This is a genomic window from Neobacillus vireti (genome assembly GCF_001026695.1).
In the GTDB taxonomy this organism is placed as follows: domain Bacteria; phylum Bacillota; class Bacilli; order Bacillales; family Cytobacillaceae; genus Neobacillus; species Neobacillus vireti.
Genome location: NZ_LDNB01000007.1, coordinates 1 through 18,670, shown reverse-complemented (window position 1 = coordinate 18,670; position 18,670 = coordinate 1). Strand labels below are relative to the sequence as shown.

The 18,670-nt window shown below is 38.1% G+C and carries 20 protein-coding genes and 2 pseudogenes; 4 read left to right on the top strand and 18 right to left on the bottom strand.

From position 1 onward, the window contains the following. Nucleotides 1-229 precede the first annotated feature (229 nt). Nucleotides 230-721 (top strand): annotated as a pseudogene (locus AA980_RS07425) (LysR family transcriptional regulator); the annotation flags it as partial. Here AA980_RS07425 and AA980_RS07420 read toward each other — a convergent pair. The 8 genes and pseudogenes from AA980_RS07420 to AA980_RS07385 form a co-directional block, all read right to left on the bottom strand. Next, nucleotides 705-1,436 (bottom strand): annotated as a pseudogene (locus AA980_RS07420) (BCCT family transporter); the annotation flags it as partial. The pseudogenes AA980_RS07425 and AA980_RS07420 overlap by 17 nt on opposite strands. Before the next feature lie 376 nt (nucleotides 1,437-1,812). Beyond that, a complete protein-coding gene (gene mnhG / locus AA980_RS07415) occupies nucleotides 1,813-2,172 on the bottom strand; it encodes a monovalent cation/H(+) antiporter subunit G (protein WP_024027258.1) in 360 nt (119 codons plus the stop codon). Next, nucleotides 2,156-2,392, bottom strand: coding sequence for a Na(+)/H(+) antiporter subunit F1 (locus AA980_RS07410; RefSeq protein WP_407937456.1), 237 nt, complete (start codon nucleotides 2,390-2,392; stop codon nucleotides 2,156-2,158). Before AA980_RS07410 ends, mnhG begins: the two co-directional genes overlap by 17 nt. Nucleotides 2,393-2,439: 47 nt before the next feature. Beyond that, complete coding sequence (locus tag AA980_RS07405; protein ID WP_024027260.1) at nucleotides 2,440-2,916, bottom strand: Na+/H+ antiporter subunit E; 477 nt, start codon at nucleotides 2,914-2,916, stop codon at nucleotides 2,440-2,442. A 2-nt stretch (nucleotides 2,917-2,918) separates the two neighbouring features. Further along, complete coding sequence (locus AA980_RS07400; RefSeq protein ID WP_024027261.1) at nucleotides 2,919-4,403, bottom strand: Na+/H+ antiporter subunit D; 1,485 nt, start codon at nucleotides 4,401-4,403, stop codon at nucleotides 2,919-2,921. Beyond that, entirely contained in the window at nucleotides 4,396-4,737 is a 342-nt protein-coding gene (locus tag AA980_RS07395) for a Na(+)/H(+) antiporter subunit C (protein WP_024027262.1), read from the bottom strand. The genes AA980_RS07400 and AA980_RS07395 overlap by 8 nt, the downstream gene beginning before the upstream one ends. Further along, nucleotides 4,737-5,159 (bottom strand): Na(+)/H(+) antiporter subunit B, encoded by a 423-nt coding sequence (locus tag AA980_RS07390; RefSeq protein ID WP_024027263.1) that lies wholly within the window; start codon nucleotides 5,157-5,159, stop codon nucleotides 4,737-4,739. The genes AA980_RS07395 and AA980_RS07390 overlap by 1 nt, the downstream gene beginning before the upstream one ends. Beyond that, complete coding sequence (locus tag AA980_RS07385) at nucleotides 5,146-7,545, bottom strand: Na+/H+ antiporter subunit A (RefSeq protein WP_024027264.1); 2,400 nt, start codon at nucleotides 7,543-7,545, stop codon at nucleotides 5,146-5,148. The genes AA980_RS07390 and AA980_RS07385 overlap by 14 nt, the downstream gene beginning before the upstream one ends. 203 nt (nucleotides 7,546-7,748) lie before the next feature. On the opposite strand from AA980_RS07385, the gene AA980_RS27165 reads away from it, so the two are divergent. After that, nucleotides 7,749-7,919: a hypothetical protein gene (locus AA980_RS27165; RefSeq protein WP_156351163.1), complete on the top strand. Its 171-nt coding sequence runs from the start codon at nucleotides 7,749-7,751 to the stop codon at nucleotides 7,917-7,919. Between the two features lie 405 nt (nucleotides 7,920-8,324). Here AA980_RS27165 and AA980_RS07375 read toward each other — a convergent pair whose 3' ends face one another. The 9 genes from AA980_RS07375 to groES form a co-directional block, all read right to left on the bottom strand. Beyond that, nucleotides 8,325-8,579: a hypothetical protein gene (locus AA980_RS07375; RefSeq protein WP_024027265.1), complete on the bottom strand. Its 255-nt coding sequence runs from the start codon at nucleotides 8,577-8,579 to the stop codon at nucleotides 8,325-8,327. 246 nt (nucleotides 8,580-8,825) lie between these two features. Continuing rightward, entirely contained in the window at nucleotides 8,826-9,653 is an 828-nt protein-coding gene (locus AA980_RS07365; RefSeq protein ID WP_024027267.1) for an alpha/beta fold hydrolase, read from the bottom strand. Nucleotides 9,654-10,009: 356 nt separating this feature from the next. Next, the gene (locus AA980_RS07360; protein ID WP_024027268.1) at nucleotides 10,010-10,858 is read right to left on the bottom strand and encodes an ABC transporter permease subunit; all 849 of its coding nucleotides are present in this window, start codon (nucleotides 10,856-10,858) and stop codon (nucleotides 10,010-10,012) included. After that, entirely contained in the window at nucleotides 10,855-11,712 is an 858-nt protein-coding gene (locus AA980_RS07355; protein ID WP_024027269.1) for an ABC transporter permease subunit, read from the bottom strand. Before AA980_RS07355 ends, AA980_RS07360 begins: the two co-directional genes overlap by 4 nt. A 136-nt stretch (nucleotides 11,713-11,848) precedes the next feature. Next, a complete protein-coding gene (locus tag AA980_RS07350) occupies nucleotides 11,849-12,373 on the bottom strand; it encodes a hypothetical protein (RefSeq protein WP_024027270.1) in 525 nt (174 codons plus the stop codon). 745 nt (nucleotides 12,374-13,118) lie between these two features. Further along, nucleotides 13,119-13,382, bottom strand: a complete 264-nt coding sequence (locus AA980_RS07345) for a replicative helicase loader/inhibitor (protein ID WP_051427097.1) — start codon at nucleotides 13,380-13,382, stop codon at nucleotides 13,119-13,121. After that, entirely contained in the window at nucleotides 13,372-14,088 is a 717-nt protein-coding gene (locus tag AA980_RS07340) for a conserved phage C-terminal domain-containing protein (RefSeq protein WP_024027272.1), read from the bottom strand. The genes AA980_RS07345 and AA980_RS07340 overlap by 11 nt, the downstream gene beginning before the upstream one ends. 467 nt (nucleotides 14,089-14,555) lie before the next feature. Further along, nucleotides 14,556-16,190 carry a chaperonin GroEL gene (groL, locus tag AA980_RS07335; protein WP_024027273.1) on the bottom strand — a complete coding sequence of 545 codons (1,635 nt, stop codon included), beginning with the start codon at nucleotides 16,188-16,190 and terminating at the stop codon, nucleotides 14,556-14,558. Nucleotides 16,191-16,241: 51 nt separating this feature from the next. Continuing rightward, on the bottom strand, nucleotides 16,242-16,529 hold the full coding sequence (groES, locus tag AA980_RS07330; protein WP_024027274.1) for a co-chaperone GroES: 288 nt from the start codon (nucleotides 16,527-16,529) through the stop codon (nucleotides 16,242-16,244). A gap of 280 nt (nucleotides 16,530-16,809) precedes the next feature. On the opposite strand from groES, the gene AA980_RS07325 reads away from it, so the two are divergent. Together AA980_RS07325 and AA980_RS07320 are read left to right on the top strand one after the other, a co-directional pair. Further along, a complete protein-coding gene (locus tag AA980_RS07325) occupies nucleotides 16,810-17,532 on the top strand; it encodes a CPBP family intramembrane glutamic endopeptidase (RefSeq protein WP_024027275.1) in 723 nt (240 codons plus the stop codon). After that, nucleotides 17,529-17,729, top strand: coding sequence for a YdiK family protein (locus AA980_RS07320; protein WP_024027276.1), 201 nt, complete (start codon nucleotides 17,529-17,531; stop codon nucleotides 17,727-17,729). The genes AA980_RS07325 and AA980_RS07320 overlap by 4 nt, the downstream gene beginning before the upstream one ends. Nucleotides 17,730-17,786: 57 nt before the next feature. Here the strand turns inward: AA980_RS07320 and AA980_RS07315 are convergent. Further along, on the bottom strand, nucleotides 17,787-18,670 hold an 884-nt coding region (locus tag AA980_RS07315; protein WP_047771426.1), incomplete at its 5' end, for an MFS transporter.

Sequence of the window (18,670 nt, the reverse complement as noted above, 5' to 3'; positions counted from 1 at the left end):
TTGAATAGAGGAATTTTTTCATTGTCTTTTTTGTTATCTGCGGTATGCACTCATCGTGGCTTGTGTGGTGGTCGCAGAGAATTATAGATGTAATAGTGTTTACCTTAACCTAGTTTTTCTCTTGTAATTTAAATTTTGGTCCCATTAAGTTAACATCCCCTAATAGTATAGGTAAAATGAATGTAAGGAATATGATATATATTTTTTTCATAGATTGGAGATTGCATTCATGGACATACGTCACCTCACCTACTTTATTGAAGTAGCCAAATACAAAAGTTTTACTAAAGCTTCGCATTCCCTCCATTTGTCACAGTCTACAATAAGTAAAGTAGTCAAAAGTTTGGAAGAAGAATTAAATGTAGAACTGATTGATCGTTCCGCGAAGAACATTCAATTAACGGAAGCAGGCGAAATCGTTTTAGCGGAAGGAGAAATGATAATGGAATCGCTAAATGATTTATCTATTCACCTATATGATTTAATGAACTTAAAAACAGGAAAAATAAAAATCGGCATACCGCCAATAATTGGTTTTTTATTTTTCCCAAAAATCATTAAAGGATTCCATGATCTTTACCCTGATATCAAAATAAAACTTTCTAAAGATGACTCCAAAAAGGTTAAACAAGAAGTTAGAGACGGAATATTAGATCTTGGTGTGGTTATGCTGCCGGTGGATGAAAAGGAGTTTGATGTAGTTCCAATCCAGTTGATGCTGAGACGATAAATAGAACGGTAACAACAATAACAATGAACAATTGAACGGTGTAATTATTTGGTATTCCAAATAAATAAGAAAGTCCCCCATTAATTTGTGTTGCACCAAACCCTAGAGTTGTCGCAACTCCAGCAACTGTGGCAACAACAGCTAATACATCAACAACTATTCCAAGATTCCCTTCCATTGCTTTTTTCCCCAAGACTGGTTTTAATGTAGCGGATATGAGACCGGGTTCTCCCTTGCGAAAATTGAAGTATGCTAGTGCTAATGCTACGATGGCGTATATTCCCCATGCATGAATGCCCCAATGAAAAAATGTGTATCTAATTGCCTCTTTATTGGCAGCGGCTGTACCTGCTTCAGCTAATGGAGGATTCATGAAGTGTGAAAGTGGTTCTGCTGCTCCCCAAAATACAAGGCCAATTCCCATGCCTGCGCTAAATAACATCGCAAACCAAGATGCTTTCGAAAACTCAGGTTTCTCATCAGCTTTTCCTAATTTTATTGCCCCAACAGGGCTGAAAATGAGGAAAATACAAAAGACCACAATGATTGTAACCAAAATTAAATAATACCATCCAAAGGTCGATGTAAGAAATGCTTGTAGATTTCCTGTTGCTTCTTCAAAACTATCTGGTGCAGCAACACCAAATATGATTGCTGCAAAAACAATCGCAATCGAAATCCAAAAAACGTTTGAAATTTTTTTCATCAAAACTTCCTTTCTTATAAAAGTTTTCACATATGAGTTTTTTGCTAATAAGTAAAAAGGAAAACCAACCTTTTAAGCCTATCAAATTTTCTCATCCTATATCTAAATATAGATTTCTGTCAAAAATTACAGGTAAATTAAATTTTTTTGAAGTATATGTAGTAATTTGCGTAAAAACATATTAAAATACTCCTTTTCACAGAAAAGAGTATTTTTCTCTTCATCATTTATGAAGCATCTACATAAATCTGGGTTAAATTCATTCTCCCAATTTTTCCAACACGATACGTTATCCTTTATTTTAACCTTTGGTTTCATCTGTACCAGGCTGACAGCATTTATTTAAGGCTTTCGTATAATTCAATAAATGAACTAGCTATTCGCGAATTTCAGTGTTGTTCTTACTCCTTTTTAAGTCATCCTGCACGCTTTTGTCCCATAGTTTGACTCCTGAATTGTATGATGCCCTGCCAATAAGATGACCTGCAACAGGCGTAGTCAAGAAAAAGAAAGCAATTCCTAGTAATATTCTTGAATTAAAATGGTGATTGATAAAATAAAAATATAGAAACGTTCCAAGCAAAATGGACATGATACCAAGCGCTGATGCTTTAGATGCTGCATGGTTCCTGGTATAAACATCTGGAAGCCTGATGACTCCCAAAGCAGCAACAAGGTTTAGAAATGCTCCAACCATAATTAAAAAAAGTACAATTAGTTTAACGATCTCGATCATTTTCGATCACTTCTCCCTTCTCTAAGAATTTAGAAAAGGCGACAGTTCCAATGAAGGCGATAATGCCAATCAGTAAAATAACCTCAAGAAATGCATTTGTATCAAGTACAATGGATATTAGTGCCGTCAGGGCCACTAAATTAATCCCGAGTGCATCAAGTGCAATCACTCGATCAGGAATTGTTGGACCCTTGATCGCTCTATAAATAAACCCTAACATCGCAAGTGCGATAAATAATATCGCAATCAAGATCGCTGTATGAAACATTATCGTCCCACCTCCATGATTGCTTTTTCAAAAGTATTTTTTATCGAATCAATTGATTCCTTTTTAGTATTAATATCCATCGCATGAACATACAGGATTTTGTTATCAGGTGATAAGTCAATGACTAATGTTCCAGGTGTTAGGGTGATTAGATTGGCAAGAATTGTAATTTCCCAATCTTTTTCCAGAACAGTAGGATATGCAAATATACCTGGATTTATATCAAGCTTAGGTTTTAATACAGTTTTTACTACGGCAATATTTGATAGTATCAGTTCTCTTACAAAAATATAAATAAGCTTAAACACGGCAATCACATTTAAAAGATAAAAACGTGAATGGAAAAATCTCCTGAAAGCAAAGATAATGAGAAGGCCGAAAAGGTATCCTTTCAGAAAGGCAACAGGTTCAAATGTTACCGTTAGTAACATCCACATAAAACCTAGGAACACGTTTAATAATAATTGAAATGCCATTCTTATCTCTCCTTTAAGACTGCTTCAATGTATATTTCTGGGTTTAGCAATGTTTCAGTAGCTTGTGAGACATAAGGAAAAATCACTTCAGAGCCTACTCCGTAAAAGACAGAAATCATAACAAGAACCACTGGAGCAATCATTAATGTTCTTACTGGCACCTTCTCTTCTCCTTCATATGCACGAGGTGTGCCCCAAAATCCATTTATAAAGATTTTCATAATCGAAAATAGAATCAGAAGACTAGACATTAATACAATGGCTGCTCCCCAATATTGCTCTGCTTCAAATCCACCCTTAATAATTAAAAGCTTGCCGACAAATCCACTTAGAGGGGGAATCCCCGCAAGCGCCAGTGCACTTACGAAAAAGGTCCAAGCTAATCCTGGATAGCGTTTAATCAGACCGCTAATATCCTTTAAGTTACTTGTGCCAGTAATGGCTATCATTACGCCTGCCAAAAGAAATAACGCTGCCTTAATTAGCATATCGTGGATTAAATAAAACACCGATCCTGTAAGAGCATCGGGTGTCATCGCAGAAACACCGAAAAGAATGGCTCCCACCGCAATAATGATGTTGTAAATAACGATTTTTTTGATATCCCAATAGGCAATTGCACCAATTACACCAAATATAATGCTCAAAATAGCTAAAATGGCGAGAATCTGGTGGGTATAGCCAGTATCATGATAAAAGAATAAAGTGTACGTTCTCATGATGGAGTAGACCCCCACCTTTGTCAGCAATGCACCGAAAAGAGCCATTACAGGAACAGGCGGTGCATAATAAGAACCTGGCAGCCAGAAGAATAAAGGGAAAATTGCACCTTTTAATCCAAAGACAATTAAAAATAGAATCGCGATGACTGTAATTATTCCTGGCTGTCCCACTTTACTAATTCGCTCAGATATATGCGCCATATTAAGTGTTCCAACCACTGAGTAAAGGTAAGCGACTGTTATCACAAATAAAGCGGATGAAATCACATTCACAAGGAGATATTTGATCGTTTCACGCAGTTGTATTTTTGTTCCTCCAAGCACAATTAGTGCGTAGGAAGCCATTAACATCACTTCAAAAAAGACAAAGAGGTTGAAAATATCACCTGTTGTAAACGCACCATTTACTCCAACTATTAAGAAGCTACAGCAAGGGTAATAGTAAAATTTTTCTCGTTCTTCTCCAATGCCTCGAAATGAAAAAAGGAGACAGGTAAATGCAACAATGCTTGTTGTTAATACTAGCAAGGCAGATAGCATATCAGATACAAGTGTGATTCCAAAAGGAGCATCCCAGCTAGAAACATTAAGTGTTTGAATACCATCCGTTTTAACCTTTTGCACCAACATCATAGAAACTATAATCGTTATAAACGACAGGATCCCAGCAATCCATCTTTGCCATTTGATATGTTTTGGAAAGAAGATGAGAAGAACTCCGGTCATTAATGGAATCAGTATCGGTAATAGTAAAAAGTTAATCATTTCCTTTATTTCCTCTCATTTTATCCATATTATCTGTACCAAGTTCCTGATAAGCACGATAGGCTAAAACAAGGAAAAAGGCTGTAACACCAAAACTAATAACAATGGCAGTTAAAATTAATGCTTGGGGAATTGGATCCGTATAAGAGCTGGCATTTTCTCCGAGCAGCGGAACGGCTCCCCTTTTTAAACTGCCCATTGTTAGAATGAGTAAATGTGCACCATGACTTAATAATCCGGTTCCAACAATAATGCGGAGTAAGCTCTTTGAAAGCATTAAATATGTTGCACACATAAATAAAATTCCTATTACAAAGGCCATTAATATTTCCATTATTCATCTCCCCCAATCGTTTGAATAATGGTCATCGTTACACCAACAACGACTAAGAAAACTCCAAGATCAAATAATGTAGCTGTGTGGAGCGATAGGTCGCCAAAAATCGGTAAATCGATATGAGTAAAAGCATGTGTAAGAAAAGGAACATTAAAAAGTAGCGATCCTGCTCCTGTTCCAATTGAAAAAAGCAGTCCGATAGCAATCATATAGATATAATTGAATGGTAAAAAATTTTGCAATGTTTTTAGGTCAAATGCTAATAACAGTAAAACAATCGCTCCAGATGTCATTAATCCGCCTACAAATCCTCCGCCTGGTGTATAATGACCCGCAAAGAATATATAAACAGCGAAAAGAAGAATGATAAACACCACAACTTTCGTCGTTGTTTGTAAAATAAGGTCATTGGTTTTCATTTTTCTTTCCTCCTTCCAGACGTAACTTGATCATTCCGAAAATTCCAAGTGCTGCGATTGCAAGAACAGTAATTTCAAACATCGTATCAAAACCACGGAAATCAACAAGGATGACATTCACCATGTTTTTTCCAGCGGCTTTTTCATAGGTGTTATCAACATAGTATTGGGCGATAGAATCAAATAGCTTATTACTATGTGCTGACAAAGCAATCATTGTTACAATAGCTCCCACTCCAACGGAAATAACCGCATTTGTGATTCTAAATCTCATCCGTTCTTCTCTCTTTTTTAATTTTGGCAAGTGATAGAAGCAAAGCAGGAATAAGGCAACAGAGATCGTTTCAATAGCCAGCTGTGTTAATGCTAGATCGGGCGCCCTGAATAAAACAAAGAATATTGAAACAGTGTATCCTACAGCACCCAATAAGATGATCGAGGTTAATCTTGATTTTGCAAAAATAATACTAATAGCACCAATCGATATAACAAGAGCAAGGATGGCCTCAGATATATGAATGCTTGATACATTATTTGTTTTAATGATAAAGGCATCTTTGACAAATAAAGTAGTTGATAAAATGATGATAAAAAATGCAAATAAATAAAGGAGATAGGTCCTTGAAAAGCCTGTCAAGTATCTGTTGGTAATCGTACGAGAAGCTCGTTGCGAAACATCTAGAATACTATTATACAGACGGTTTAACGAGAACTTCTCTGGGAAAAGCTTGTACACCTTTCTCCATTTTGGAAAAGTTTTATAAAGTAAAACACCTAGTACAATGACTCCCAATGTCATAAATAATTCAGTTGTAAAACCATGCCAGAATGATATATGTACATCAACTTTAAAATTAGGCATGATAGCAGCCACAGCTGGTGCAATAATCGTATTTGATAGAAGGTTAGGGAAAAAACCGATAATAATGACGAGACAAGCCAAAATAATAGGGGAAATTAACATTCCTATTGGAGCCTCATGTGGTTTTTTCGCTAATTTCTCTGGCTGAAACTTTCCTGTGAATGTTTTAAAGACGAGGATCATGCTATAGACAAACGTAAATATACTTGCTACCCAAGCAATAACAGGGAACAGAACTCCCCATGTTTCCAGATTAAAAAAACCGATTTCCAGTACACGCACCATGGCGGTAAAGAACATTTCTTTACTTAAAAAGCCGTTAAAAGGGGGAAGACCAGCCATTGAAAAGGTTCCGATAATTGCAATGGTAAAGGTAATAGGCATAAAGTGCATTAACCCGCCGAGCTTGCGAATATCCCGAGTCCCCGTTTCATGATCGACAATCCCAGCTACCATGAAAAGGCTGCCTTTAAAAGTTGCGTGATTGATTAGATGGAATACTGCGGCTACTGTAGCAACACTGAAGTAACTATCATTAATTGAATCAAAATGTAAGGCCGCTCCACCAATACCGAGTAGAGACATAATCATTCCGAGCTGACTGACAGTAGAAAAGGCAAGAATACCTTTCAAGTCTGTTTGTTTAACGGCTGAGAATGATCCCCAAAATAACGTCACAATACCAAAACCGGCAACTAGCCATACCCATAGGCCATTTTCAGCAAATATCGGACTCATTCTAGCTACTAAATAGAGCCCAGCTTTAACCATCGTCGCTGAGTGAAGGTAAGCACTTACTGGAGTCGGCGCTTCCATCGCATCAGGTAACCAAATATGAAATGGAAATTGAGCCGATTTTGTAAATGCTCCGAGTAAGATGCACAGCATAGCTGGTATAAACAATGGATTTGTCAGAATTCCATTCGATTGTTGAATGATCTCAGATATACTGAAGGTACCAGTCATTAAATAGAGGAGAATGATTCCTCCAAGCATCGAAAGCCCGCCAAAAACCGTAATAAGCATCGATTTTTGTGCCCCGTATCGGGACTTTTCTCTGTCATACCAATATCCAATTAGCAGGAAAGAGGAAAAACTAGTTAGTTCCCAAAATGTATACAGGACAATCAAATTATCAGAAAGAACAACACCAAGCATGGCCCCCATAAAAAGGAGCAAGTATACATAAAAGGTGTTTAATTGTTCTTTATCCTTTGATAAATAATAGATGGAATAGAGCACTACTAATGAACCGATACCTGTAATTAAAAGAGCAAATAACAGCCCTAGCCCATCGACTTTAACAGTAAAATCAATACCAAGGGTAGGAATCCAAGCGATGGATTTAATCACAGTCTGTTGATTAGAGGTAATAGGAATATAGGATAGAAAATAAATGAATAAAAAGATTGGCAAAGGAAGAACAAACCAACCCGCATGTATTCGCCTGAGAAGCTTATACATAATTGGTACCAAGATGCCCAGTAAGAATGGTGAAATTATTGCTAGATGAAGCAAAGACAAAACAAGCCCCCCTTTAATAAATGTTATCAGTGTAATTTAATACAGATCGTAAAGTAATTAGATATTTCTTAATTAAAGTTTCCCTGACCTTATTAAATAATGTAGAAACATTGAAAAGATCAAATAAAAGCCCCTTTTTGTTAAACCATCTTGTATAAAAATTTGTTGATTACACAAATTATTTATAGGATGGTGTTGTGTTAATGAAAGTGAAGATTTATGTAACCATTTCAATTTTCATCTTACTATTTTCCTGTGGTTGGCTATTAAATCAAAAAGAAAAACGAGAATTTTATCAACCAGTACTTGATCAAGAAACATTAGAAATACTTCAGATTAATAATGAGCTAGAAGCAGAGATAACCAGAAAATAAGGGCATTTCAGCCTAGAGAATATGTCAAAGTTGAAAGAAATTTTAAAAAAGATTAATTATGTATCCAGGATTAAACCAATGTATTTATACCTCCTCGATTTTTATCATTTGTTTAAATGAAAAAAAACAAAAAGAGCCTATCACCAAGGGCATAGTTATCCCTTGGTGACAGACTCCTCCAAGTACAATCAATATTTTATTATTTATATAATAACATATCTATAGGTTTAAATGAAATTATCTTTGTACTTTGACCATTATGGTCTTTAATTTACCTGCTTTTTTAGTTTAAGCGGAAAGCTGCAAAATTAGATTATCATAATTGAATAAATTTCTTGGATATGAAGGTTGCACTCTTAATCTTAGGTTCTCTGATTAACATAACCAAACAATTTTTGTCGATTTCTATTCATAATTTGTAGATATTTCCCGGGAATTTGTTGAAATTTGAAAAATAGTGATTTCTTTTAACTGTTTGGGGTCGAATGGTAAAATCTCAAAGGTATAAGGTACCGCAATTTCCGTTTCATTGGTTGCTTCCAATCTTTCTTTTTGTTGATACACAAGGTCTTTAGCTGTATCGCCTAGGGGCTTGTCCGTATCGGGTGACGCTATACACGGTCCGATGCCGGAATGAACAAGAGAATGCTCGTTCATCATATATATATATCACATATCAAAATCCTTTTCTAAAAGTTGACGGTTCTGGGGTTTTAATTGCAAGGTATATCGCCCTGCGATACGAATCAACACTTAGCCAAGAGAATGGTTCTTCTGGTGGCCCTCCCGGCAATCGGTTTTGTGGGATACCACCAGAACCAAAACCAAAACCAAAACCAGAACCGACCGTCCAATCCCCTGAAATAGTGCCCTTTTTTAATAGTATGAAAGTATCGGTCACACCGACTACCTAAAAAAACCACGTACAATCTCGATAAATTCCCCCGGCTTTTCGACCACCGTCCAGTGGCCGCACTCCTTGATTACGGTTAATTTTGCATTCGGTAAATATTGCATCAGCAATTCGTTTATTTTTTCAGGAGTAAGCATGTCGCTTTCTCCCTGAACAACGAGAACCGGAATGTCCGCAAGTCTGTGAAGTTTCGACTTCAAATTGTAATGTTCCGTGATGTCTTTACCCATAATCGTGTTTATTTCAGCATTACTCTTGGTTTTGGTTTTACGCGCTAAAGCATCTACCGAATGGACATAGTAGGGGTCAAGAATCCGGAAAAGTTCCTTAGTACCAGCCTCTTCCGTTTCCATTTTTTCCATAACCAGATCCAGCATATCTCTGTCTTCACCCGAGAGTCTTGCAAGCAGCTCATTTTTAAATTCCTCGAACCCCTCAGCTGTGGCCCCCACAGCCGCAGTCAATAGAAGTTTTTCTACATGATCCGGGTACTTAACGGCATATAAAAGGGCTAGCATCGAACCCCATGACTCCCCAATCAGTTTAAGTTTATCAATTCCTAATTGTTTCCGGAGTTCTTCCAGAGTTTCCACCTCTTCCGCCATCGTATAGTCTGCAGAAGATGCAGGCTCAGACAGGCCGCAGCCTCTCTGGTCATAAAGAACCAACTGAAAATCCTGCGCCAGCGGTTCCAAGTGCGGCAGAAAGAATCGGTGTTCACCCCCTGGTCCTCCATGAAGGCAAATCACGGGATCCCCTGCCCCGATTTTTTTGACAAAAATGTTCAGTCCCCTGAGTTTTAGAAATTGCTTCACTTTCATTTGATTACCCCCTAATTAGTAATAATCACAACTAACACTATAAATCGGGATGCTAACCCAGCCGTTTTTGAAAATCTCCTTTTCTGTGAAAAAGGGGCGGAGCGCTGCATAAACGATCGGTATAACCAGTCGGATGTAAAAATATACAATTCGTACTTTGAATAAGTTCAGCCGAGCTCTGCTCACACCGCCTTTATTATACTGGTGTATTACTCATATAAAATACATTTCAATGCATGGGTTGAGAGTTGAAACTCATGTTAGTTTTTTTGAGTGCTTCCTTTTTGAAAAAGGAGCAATCTGAAAATCTTGAAAACTAGCAGTTAATTCCCGCTTCATGACATTCATGATAATAATCAGAAAGAAAATCCAAATACCGGACATAATTCGACCCATGGGTAATGCAGTAAGAACCGAAAATTTTGCCCAATGAGTCCTGACCATTCATTCGATAATGAGGCCAATGGCGGATTATCCGATCCGTCGTTGATGCCGCCAATTTGCGGGCCGCCAATAAAAACCGAAAATATCCCCAAGTGCATCATGAGGACCAGCGTATTCATGTACTGTTGGACCCCCATTAGCAGACCGTATGACCTTACATATGGAAACAAGTGCTTTCTAACGATATGCCGGTGAGTTGCCCCCATTAGATAGGAACTCTTGATAAATGTTTGTTTTTTCAACTCATCTACCATATCCGTTGTGGTTAATACGACAGCAGGGAAGGCAACAATCACTAAAATAAATATTTGGTAAGTGATAATAGTCCAGATTCCAATGCCGGTATACCGCACCGTTACCGGCGTCATTAGCAGCAGCGCAATAATGATACTCGGTATATACCTAAAGCCAATAAAAAAATCTTTAAAGTAGGTTTTTATCTTTGGGTGGGAAAAGGACAGAATGGTCCCTATCACCACTCCGAGCAGCAACCGAAGAATAGTGACGATAAAAGCCGTTATGATCGTGTATTTAGCGCCATCCAAAACAATGAGGAACATATCCTCTCCATTTGGGTTGGTGCCAAAAATTTGGTTTAAAGAAGGCGGAAACGGGGCCCTGCCGATCAGTCCACCCTGCCCGTCATATTTTAACACCTCTTTATCATAATCTGACGGCCCATACAAGGGATAGAGGCAGCTGGCGATAAAGATTCCCAGAATAATCATAGAACCTGCAATCGTAATTTTATTTTTTCTCATAAACGAACCTCTTCATGTCCCCTTGCTTTATAGGCGACGTATCTTATTAATAAATCGATGAGAATAATCGGTACGGCAAAAAGGAAAAAGTTGAACATCACTTGTGGGGCTGGTTGAAACAATATCCTTCCCAGATCAATCGTAAATCCCTTGATTTTAAACATATATTCAATTAATACAATGTTAGACAGGACAAACCAAACAATTGTCCGCAGCTGGATAATATACATCGGTAATGTATTCCTAAGCATATGGAACACATAAATTCGAAAGAGACCCATTCCTTTCGCTTTTGCATAGATCACATACTCCTTTTGCGCTTCTTCCTCCAATACCTTTGCTAAAAATTGCGCCAAAAATAGTGTAGGTAAAAACGAGGTGACGACGATGGGAATAAAATACGGATAAGCGTTAAATCCATACAATTGGAGCAGCTTCAGGCCTGTGCTCTTATAGATTGATATGACGATAATCTGAAACAGAAAAACGACAAGAAGATCAGGGATTGCCTCGACCATATCCAATACCCGTTTAAAAAATTGTCTGAACTTATATGGCCCGATGAGCGTGATTGCTGCCAATATCATTCCTTGCACCGTTATCAATGCTAATGACAGAATCAAAACCCCCATGGTGTATGCATACCTCTCCGTTATATTCTTATCCAGCCACATTTCAATTGGGTAATTTTTGAAAAACTGTACTAACGTATCCCACAGTTTTTCTTTGAAATTCTCAAAACTGGCATCGATTGTCCCAGTATTAATATTAAAAAGTCTTGGGATAGACAAAAAGAGGGTAAAGCCGGTAATCAAACAACTAAATCGGATTAAAACATGCACCATTGTTTTCATTTCTTCCCCTTCATCCAAAACCTTTTTTTATTGGGATGTTCACAAACTTTAACCAGATGAAAGCCCGCCTTTTTTTAAAATTTGTACATCTCCTTCAATAGTTGATCGATTCAATCGTTTCGTTCTCCTTTGACATTTAACTTACATGCATAGTTAGTTGCCGCTTCAAAAGAATATAAGATTCCGCATTTTCTTCGGTGATGAAGGTATCATTCTCCACTAACCCGGCCTGTAATAGTTCCGCTTTTATTGTTTTAATTAACAGGTTTTTGAATAAAACAGAACGGTTGTGTGCGATTTTTCCAGCAATATCACATAACCACTTTTCCAAATGAATCCCCATTATTTTGCTTCTTAACTCGTCTTGTGCAGCCACTCTTATTTTACTCCGCACCAGCTTCCTCTCGGCAAGGGCAGCTTTTAATTTGCTTTTATATATGTTCATGCTAAGATAAACTTCCCCTAAAAGCTCCGTTATCTCACCGTTCTCTGCCATTACTTTTTGGGCAACCAGTTCTTCTTTCATTTCATCCAGTAACAACTCACGAAAGAATTTCGAACGATTATCCGCTACCTGATCGACCACATTCCATAACCACCCTTCCAAGTGCAGGCTGACGGTAATTTTTCTACTCGAAGGACATGATTGGTTTCTCTTCATCCTTTTTACCTCCAAAAAAACAAAACGACTAGTCGGTTTATTATATAATATCAATAAATGACTAATCAGTCTATTAAAAAAACACATTTTCCCCCAATTTGGTTTGGAAAATTACAAGCTAGCTGTGCTTTTTACTTCTGCGATTAATTTGGATATTTTCCAAAACGGATAACAATTGGGGGAAATCAATAACAAACTGAGCTTTTTCTATTTGATATAAAAAGCCTCTCAAAAGTCGAATGACTAATGGAAGTTTCTTTTATTTTAGGGCGTGATTTTACTATTTTTACTAGAACCTCTTTACGACAATATTCTTGATTCTACAGAGGGGTAAACACAGGCTTGACAGCAATTAAAGCTTTTCTAATCAAACGATTAATTAAAAGTGATTTACCCAATTAATCGTTTGATTAAATACCACCTTAGCCCTTTAAAAAACTGAACTTTGGGTTGTTTTCATGAGAAATAATTGTCGTTAATTAGTTGTGGATGTCAGGAATTATCTGCAAATGTGACAAAAGAAACTAACAAAATGTATATTCCCACAACATCAAACAAGTTTTTTTACTAACTAATCGTTTGATTAAAAGGGCAGTAAACCCTTTTATAAAGCACCTTTACCTATTTTGCAGAAAAATTTATTGTCGAAGTACAAATCAAATATTTCTAGATAAGTGGTACGATTGCGAAACAAAATCTATGATACAAAATATTCAGGGAGTGACAGGGATTCGCATACTCTCTATCAATTCCCTTCCCCTTTGGCTAAATCGAGTACAAACTCACCTGGGATAAAGCGTCCACCTGATGAATTCTGGACTACATCACTAATCTTTGGTGGATGCGGCGAATCTACAACAAATTTCAATAGATTCTTATGTACTTTATCATATGAATATTTTTGCAAGACCAAATGCCAAGCATCCAGCTTATGTTGATCAAACTGAAACCTTTCATAATAGACTTGTATAAGGTCCATTAACTTATAAATCTCTTTCTTAGTCATCAAGGTTAAAATCCCCCTCCGCCAGTCTCTTCTTACCTTCTTGCTGATTGAGGTAAGATTCAAATTTTGTCCCAAACAATGTCTCTGGTCGCAAGAACTTATTCCAAACAGGATCAAACTGCCAATCAGATGACTTTAAATCGATGACTCTAGTAAAATCCTCAAGCGTAAATCCTTCTCTATATCTGGCATGAATCAGTTCCCTCGTTTTGATAGAACTTAGTTTAAAGTTTTTTCCCGTCTTCTCATTCAAATAGCCAATAATCTCATCATATGGAATCACCTTTTTGCTGGATGAATCGCATGCGAATTCCTTCGTTTTATCCGAATTTTCGTCAGGTGCTAGTTCCTTTATAGGAGCAGATTGGCTTTCGGGCAGGCTATCTTCAAACTCCTGTAATTTTTCATAGGCAATGCTGTACCATTTTGTCTTATCCATTTTCATCTGATTCCAATTTTCAGAGAGAAGTAATCCTAGCATCTCTAACGATCGAATCGCTCGCTTAATTGTACTTACTGACCAAAATGGCAGCTGCTTCTGCCACTCTTCATATGTATTATAAACCCAAGTTCTCCCCTCAATTTTATGCTTGCTGATCCCAAGCCAATAATGAATTTGCTGCAATACAACTGCCTCATTTAAACCAATTTTCGCTGCCAAACTAGGAATAATCATGACCGGACTTTCATTGATTAATAACCTACTCAACTGAACCTCTCCTTTAATCGTTATTTTAAAAAGGAACCTCGGCTCGACCATAAGACACGAGCAGCCCACCGATTGGTTTATGTTCCTTCACATTCTATTTAGAAATAAAATCGGAAAAAGGACAGGTTCTAATAAAAAATATTTATTCTTGATAAAATCGAAATGGAGGAGGACATTTTATTTGAAGTAATCTTTGAAGTACTCTAATGAAGTAATCTATGGTATTGCTTGTGTCAACAAGAGTATCTCTACATGTCACTCTGAACCTATCCGAACGTCAGGATGATTGCATCATCTTGGTCATTTTGTGCTGATGAACGTACCGTTCAGCCTGAGCATAGAAAGGTGCCCCCGATTTTTCTTGTATCACCATCAAATACCACAAAAGACCTATTAATAAGGACAAAAAAAGAAGCCTCTCAAAAGTCGAATGACTAATGGAAGCTTCTTTTATTATTAGGGCGTTATTACATCATGCCGCCCATTCCACCCATACCGCCCATGTCAGGCATACCCATGCCTTGACCAGCTGGTTCTGGTTTGTCAGCAACTACAGCTTCAGTTGTTAAGAACATTGCTGCAACAGATGCTGCATTTTGAAGTGCTGAACGTGTAACCTTAGTTGGGTCAACGATACCAGCATCGATCATGTTTACCCATTCTCCAGTAGCTGCGTTGAAGCCTGTGCCTACTGCTTCGCGTTTTAAGCGGTCAACGATGACAGATCCTTCAAGACCAGCGTTTTGAGCGATTGTGCGAACTGGCTCTTCCATCGCACGTAATACGATGTTGATACCTGTTGCTACATCGCCTTCAGCTTGAACTTCAGCTACTTTGCTGTATACGTTAAGAAGGGCTACACCACCACCGGATACAATACCTTCTTCAACTGCTGCACGAGTTGCGTTTAATGCGTCTTCGATGCGAAGTTTGCGTTCTTTTAATTCAGTTTCAGTTGCAGCACCAACTTTGATTACTGCCACACCGCCAGCTAATTTCGCTAGGCGCTCTTGTAATTTTTCGCGATCAAATTCAGAAGTAGTTTCTTCTAATTGAACGCGGATTTGGTTAACACGTGCTTGAATTTCAGCAGTCTCACCAGCACCTTCAACGATTGTTGTGTTTTCTTTTGTCACAACAACTTTAGAAGCGCGGCCTAAAGATTCAATGGTAGCTGTTTTTAGTTCACGGCCAAGCTCTTCAGTGATCACTTCACCGCCAGTTAGAGCAGCGATATCTTCAAGCATTGCTTTACGACGGTCACCGAATCCTGGAGCTTTAACTGCTACAGCATTGAATGTTCCGCGAAGTTTGTTCACTACTAATGTAGAAAGTGCTTCACCTTCAACATCTTCAGCAATCAACAATAATGGCTTGCTTTGTTGTACGACTTGCTCAAGAACAGGAAGGATTTCTTGAATGCTAGAAATCTTCTTGTCAGTGATTAAGATATATGGATTTTCTAATACAGCTTCCATTTTGTCTGTGTTAGTTACCATGTAAGCAGAAGTGTAGCCGCGGTCAAATTGCATACCTTCAACTACATCTAATTCAGTTGTGAAGCCTTTAGATTCTTCAATTGTGATTACACCGTCGTTGCCAACGCGCTCCATTGCTTCAGCGATTAATTGGCCAACTTCTTGATCGTCAGAAGAAATAGCAGCAACCTGTGCAATTGACTCTTTGCCTTCAATTTGTTTTGAAATTGTTTTTAATTCTTCAACAGCAGCTGCAACTGCTTTTTCAATCCCTTTACGGATACCCATTGGGTTTGCACCAGCTGTAACGTTCTTTAAGCCTTCGCGGATCATCGCTTGAGCAAGAACCGTTGCAGTTGTTGTACCGTCACCGGCAACATCGTTTGTTTTGCTTGCTACTTCAGCAACAAGCTTAGCACCCATGTTTTCGAATGCATCTTCTAATTCAATTTCTTTCGCGATTGTTACACCATCATTTGTGATAAGCGGTGAACCAAATTTTTTCTCAAGAACCACGTTGCGTCCTTTAGGTCCAAGAGTAACTTTTACTGTATCTGCTAGAGTATCAACACCACGTAACATTGCGCGGCGTGCATCTTCACTAAACTTAATATCTTTAGCCATCGTACAAAAACCTCCTCATATTTTTTAAACGTTTATTTTTTAAAAAATCGCTTACTCGCCAATTACAGCAAGGATATCGTTTTCACGTAGTAGTAAATATTCTGTACCCTGGTATTTCACTTCTGTACCAGCGTATTTTGAGAAGATAATGCGGTCGCCTACAGCAACTTCAAGTGCTACGCGTTCTCCGCTTTCAAGGACGCGGCCAGTACCAACGGCAACTACTTTTCCTTCCTGAGGCTTTTCCTTCGCTGAATCCGGTAATACGATACCGCTTGCAGTTTTTTCTTCTGATTCAACAAGCTCAATGACAATGCGATCACCTAATGGTCTTAACAAATCAAACAACCTCCTCAAAAATATATGTAATTTTGACTTATTAGCACTCTCTATCCTTGAGTGCTAACACAATTATTATAATAAAGAATCTGAAAATCTTTTGCAAGTCTGAAGCATAAATTTTTTTCGTTTTTTGCAACTTTAAAAGTATGTGAAATACAAAAATTTCTATACCTCTTTTTAGCTATAATGGTGCTCAAAATTGAAACTTTCCTGTATTTATGAGTACAATAAAAAGATAATATGGACATGACGGATGGAATTAAAGGAGATATATAATTTGAAGAGGGAATATTGGATTATCATCATTGTTTACATCGGTATGCAGCTTTCGAGCTTAATCGGACTACCTGTATTGATGTTTAGTTTTAATTTTTTGGGAATCAACCAAACTCTTGCTGTTCCTATTTGGCTTATTGCCAGTTTTATGCTTGCCTTGATCATTATTCTTTTTTTATTGCGAAAGGAAATAAAGGGACATAGCTTTAACGAAAGAGGAAGTTCTTTCGGAATCTCAGTCATGTGGGCGTTTTTGGGCATCTTTTTAGCCTATTTTGCCCAAGCTATTGCCATCATGATTGAGAATCGCTTAGGCGTCAAAACGGGCTCTGAAAACACTGAGAATATACTTCGGATCATCGAGTTTTTCCCGTTGGCCATCATTGTAACGAGCATTATTGGTCCGATTTTAGAAGAAATCGTCTTTAGAAAAATTATATTTGGCGCCCTTCATAAACGGTTTAACTTCTTTATTTCAGCTTTGATCAGTTCAGTAATCTTTGCCTTGGCGCATCAAGACCCTGCGCATATTTTAATTTATTCAGCAATGGGCTTTGCATTTGCTTTTCTATATGTCAGAACGAATCGCATCATCGTGCCGATTTTCGCCCATGTCACGATGAACACACTTGTTGTCTTGGTTCAAACCGTTTATAAAGACGATATTGACCGGCTACGACGTGAGGCTGAGGCGGTTCAAAACTTTATCGGAGGCTTCCTATGAGACGTTCACCCTTGTTTTCCGGATTGATTTACTTCCTGCTAGGCGGATTATTTACTTACTTTGCCATCGATGATGTGCAAAAAAACGGCTGGGGCTTCTTTAGCTACCTGCTGATCCTCTTAGCCACATTCGACTTTGGCTCAGGCCTAAAAATGATCACATTTCACTTTAGATACAAGGATAAACTTAAAAAATAATCTAAGGTGTCAGGCACCATGTGAAAATTTCACATGGTGCCTGACACCTTTTCAATATTATTCCGAACCTTCTCCCCGATGGATCACCATTCGTTCTTTCCCCAGGATAAAGATGAACAGGAGGGCCAAGCCTGCGGGGATGAGGGCCCAGGTAAAGGTGTGGACGATTGAACTTGATAAGGCGTCGGTTATTTTCGTTAAGATTTGCGCAGGGATATGGCTTCTTGCTTCTTCCGACAATAAAGCGCGAGGATCTCCGAAAGATTGCCCCTTCGGCATTGGCCCCATCCCTGAGAATGCCTCTTCCAATTTCGCGGTAAAATTACTTCTTTGAATCGTCCCAAAGACGGTAATCCCCACTGTCATTCCAAGCGAACGAATAAAGTTACTCGTTGAAGTCGCCGAACCCCTTTGCTCCATTCCAAATGGATGAATGGCAGCCATACTTAAGACTGAAAAAGAAAATCCAACTCCCAGGCCAATAACAATCATGTAAAGTGTTAAGAGCAGCCTGCTTGTATCCGGGGTGATAGTGCTTAATAACAAGAATCCAATAATCAAAATCACACCAGATATAAACATGATGTTCCGGTAACTCATTTTTGTCGTCAAAAATCCGCCGACTTGTGCCGTAACAACCGAGCCGAGCATCATTGGTAATAAAATCAGCCCCGAATTGGTGGCACTGCCGCCATATACCCCCTGAACAAATATCGGAATATAAACCGCTGCGCCCATAAACGCTGCCCCGTAAAACAAACCAACAATTGTACTTCCGGCAAAGAGTTGATTCTTAAACATCGAAAACGAAATAATCGGGTCCTTTGCTTTTGTCTCAACCAATAAGAAGATGAGAAAAAGAACCGCAAATCTGTACTGCACCCCAAAAGTTAGAGTGAACTCTAACCTTTGGGGTGTATTTTTATGGCAAAATATAGTGA

Excerpts from the sequence above, each read along its gene's own strand:
- mnhG (WP_024027258.1), bottom strand. The coding sequence starts at position 2,172 with ATGATCGAGATCGTTAAACTAATTGTACTTTTTTTAATTATGGTTGGA.
- AA980_RS07410 (WP_407937456.1), bottom strand. The coding sequence starts at position 2,392 with ATGTTAGGGTTTATTTATAGAGCGATCAAGGGTCCAACAATTCCTGAT.
- AA980_RS07405 (WP_024027260.1), bottom strand. The coding sequence starts at position 2,916 with ATGGCATTTCAATTATTATTAAACGTGTTCCTAGGTTTTATGTGGATG.
- AA980_RS07400 (WP_024027261.1), bottom strand. The coding sequence starts at position 4,403 with ATGATTAACTTTTTACTATTACCGATACTGATTCCATTAATGACCGGA.
- AA980_RS07395 (WP_024027262.1), bottom strand. The coding sequence starts at position 4,737 with ATGGAAATATTAATGGCCTTTGTAATAGGAATTTTATTTATGTGTGCA.
- AA980_RS07390 (WP_024027263.1), bottom strand. The coding sequence starts at position 5,159 with ATGAAAACCAATGACCTTATTTTACAAACAACGACGAAAGTTGTGGTG.
- AA980_RS27165 (WP_156351163.1), top strand. The coding sequence starts at position 7,749 with ATGAAAGTGAAGATTTATGTAACCATTTCAATTTTCATCTTACTATTT.
- AA980_RS07375 (WP_024027265.1), bottom strand. The coding sequence starts at position 8,579 with ATGATGAACGAGCATTCTCTTGTTCATTCCGGCATCGGACCGTGTATA.
- AA980_RS07365 (WP_024027267.1), bottom strand. The coding sequence starts at position 9,653 with ATGAAAGTGAAGCAATTTCTAAAACTCAGGGGACTGAACATTTTTGTC.
- AA980_RS07360 (WP_024027268.1), bottom strand. The coding sequence starts at position 10,858 with ATGAGAAAAAATAAAATTACGATTGCAGGTTCTATGATTATTCTGGGA.
- AA980_RS07355 (WP_024027269.1), bottom strand. The coding sequence starts at position 11,712 with ATGAAAACAATGGTGCATGTTTTAATCCGATTTAGTTGTTTGATTACC.
- AA980_RS07350 (WP_024027270.1), bottom strand. The coding sequence starts at position 12,373 with ATGAAGAGAAACCAATCATGTCCTTCGAGTAGAAAAATTACCGTCAGC.
- groL (WP_024027273.1), bottom strand. The coding sequence starts at position 16,190 with ATGGCTAAAGATATTAAGTTTAGTGAAGATGCACGCCGCGCAATGTTA.
- AA980_RS07320 (WP_024027276.1), top strand. The coding sequence starts at position 17,529 with ATGAGACGTTCACCCTTGTTTTCCGGATTGATTTACTTCCTGCTAGGC.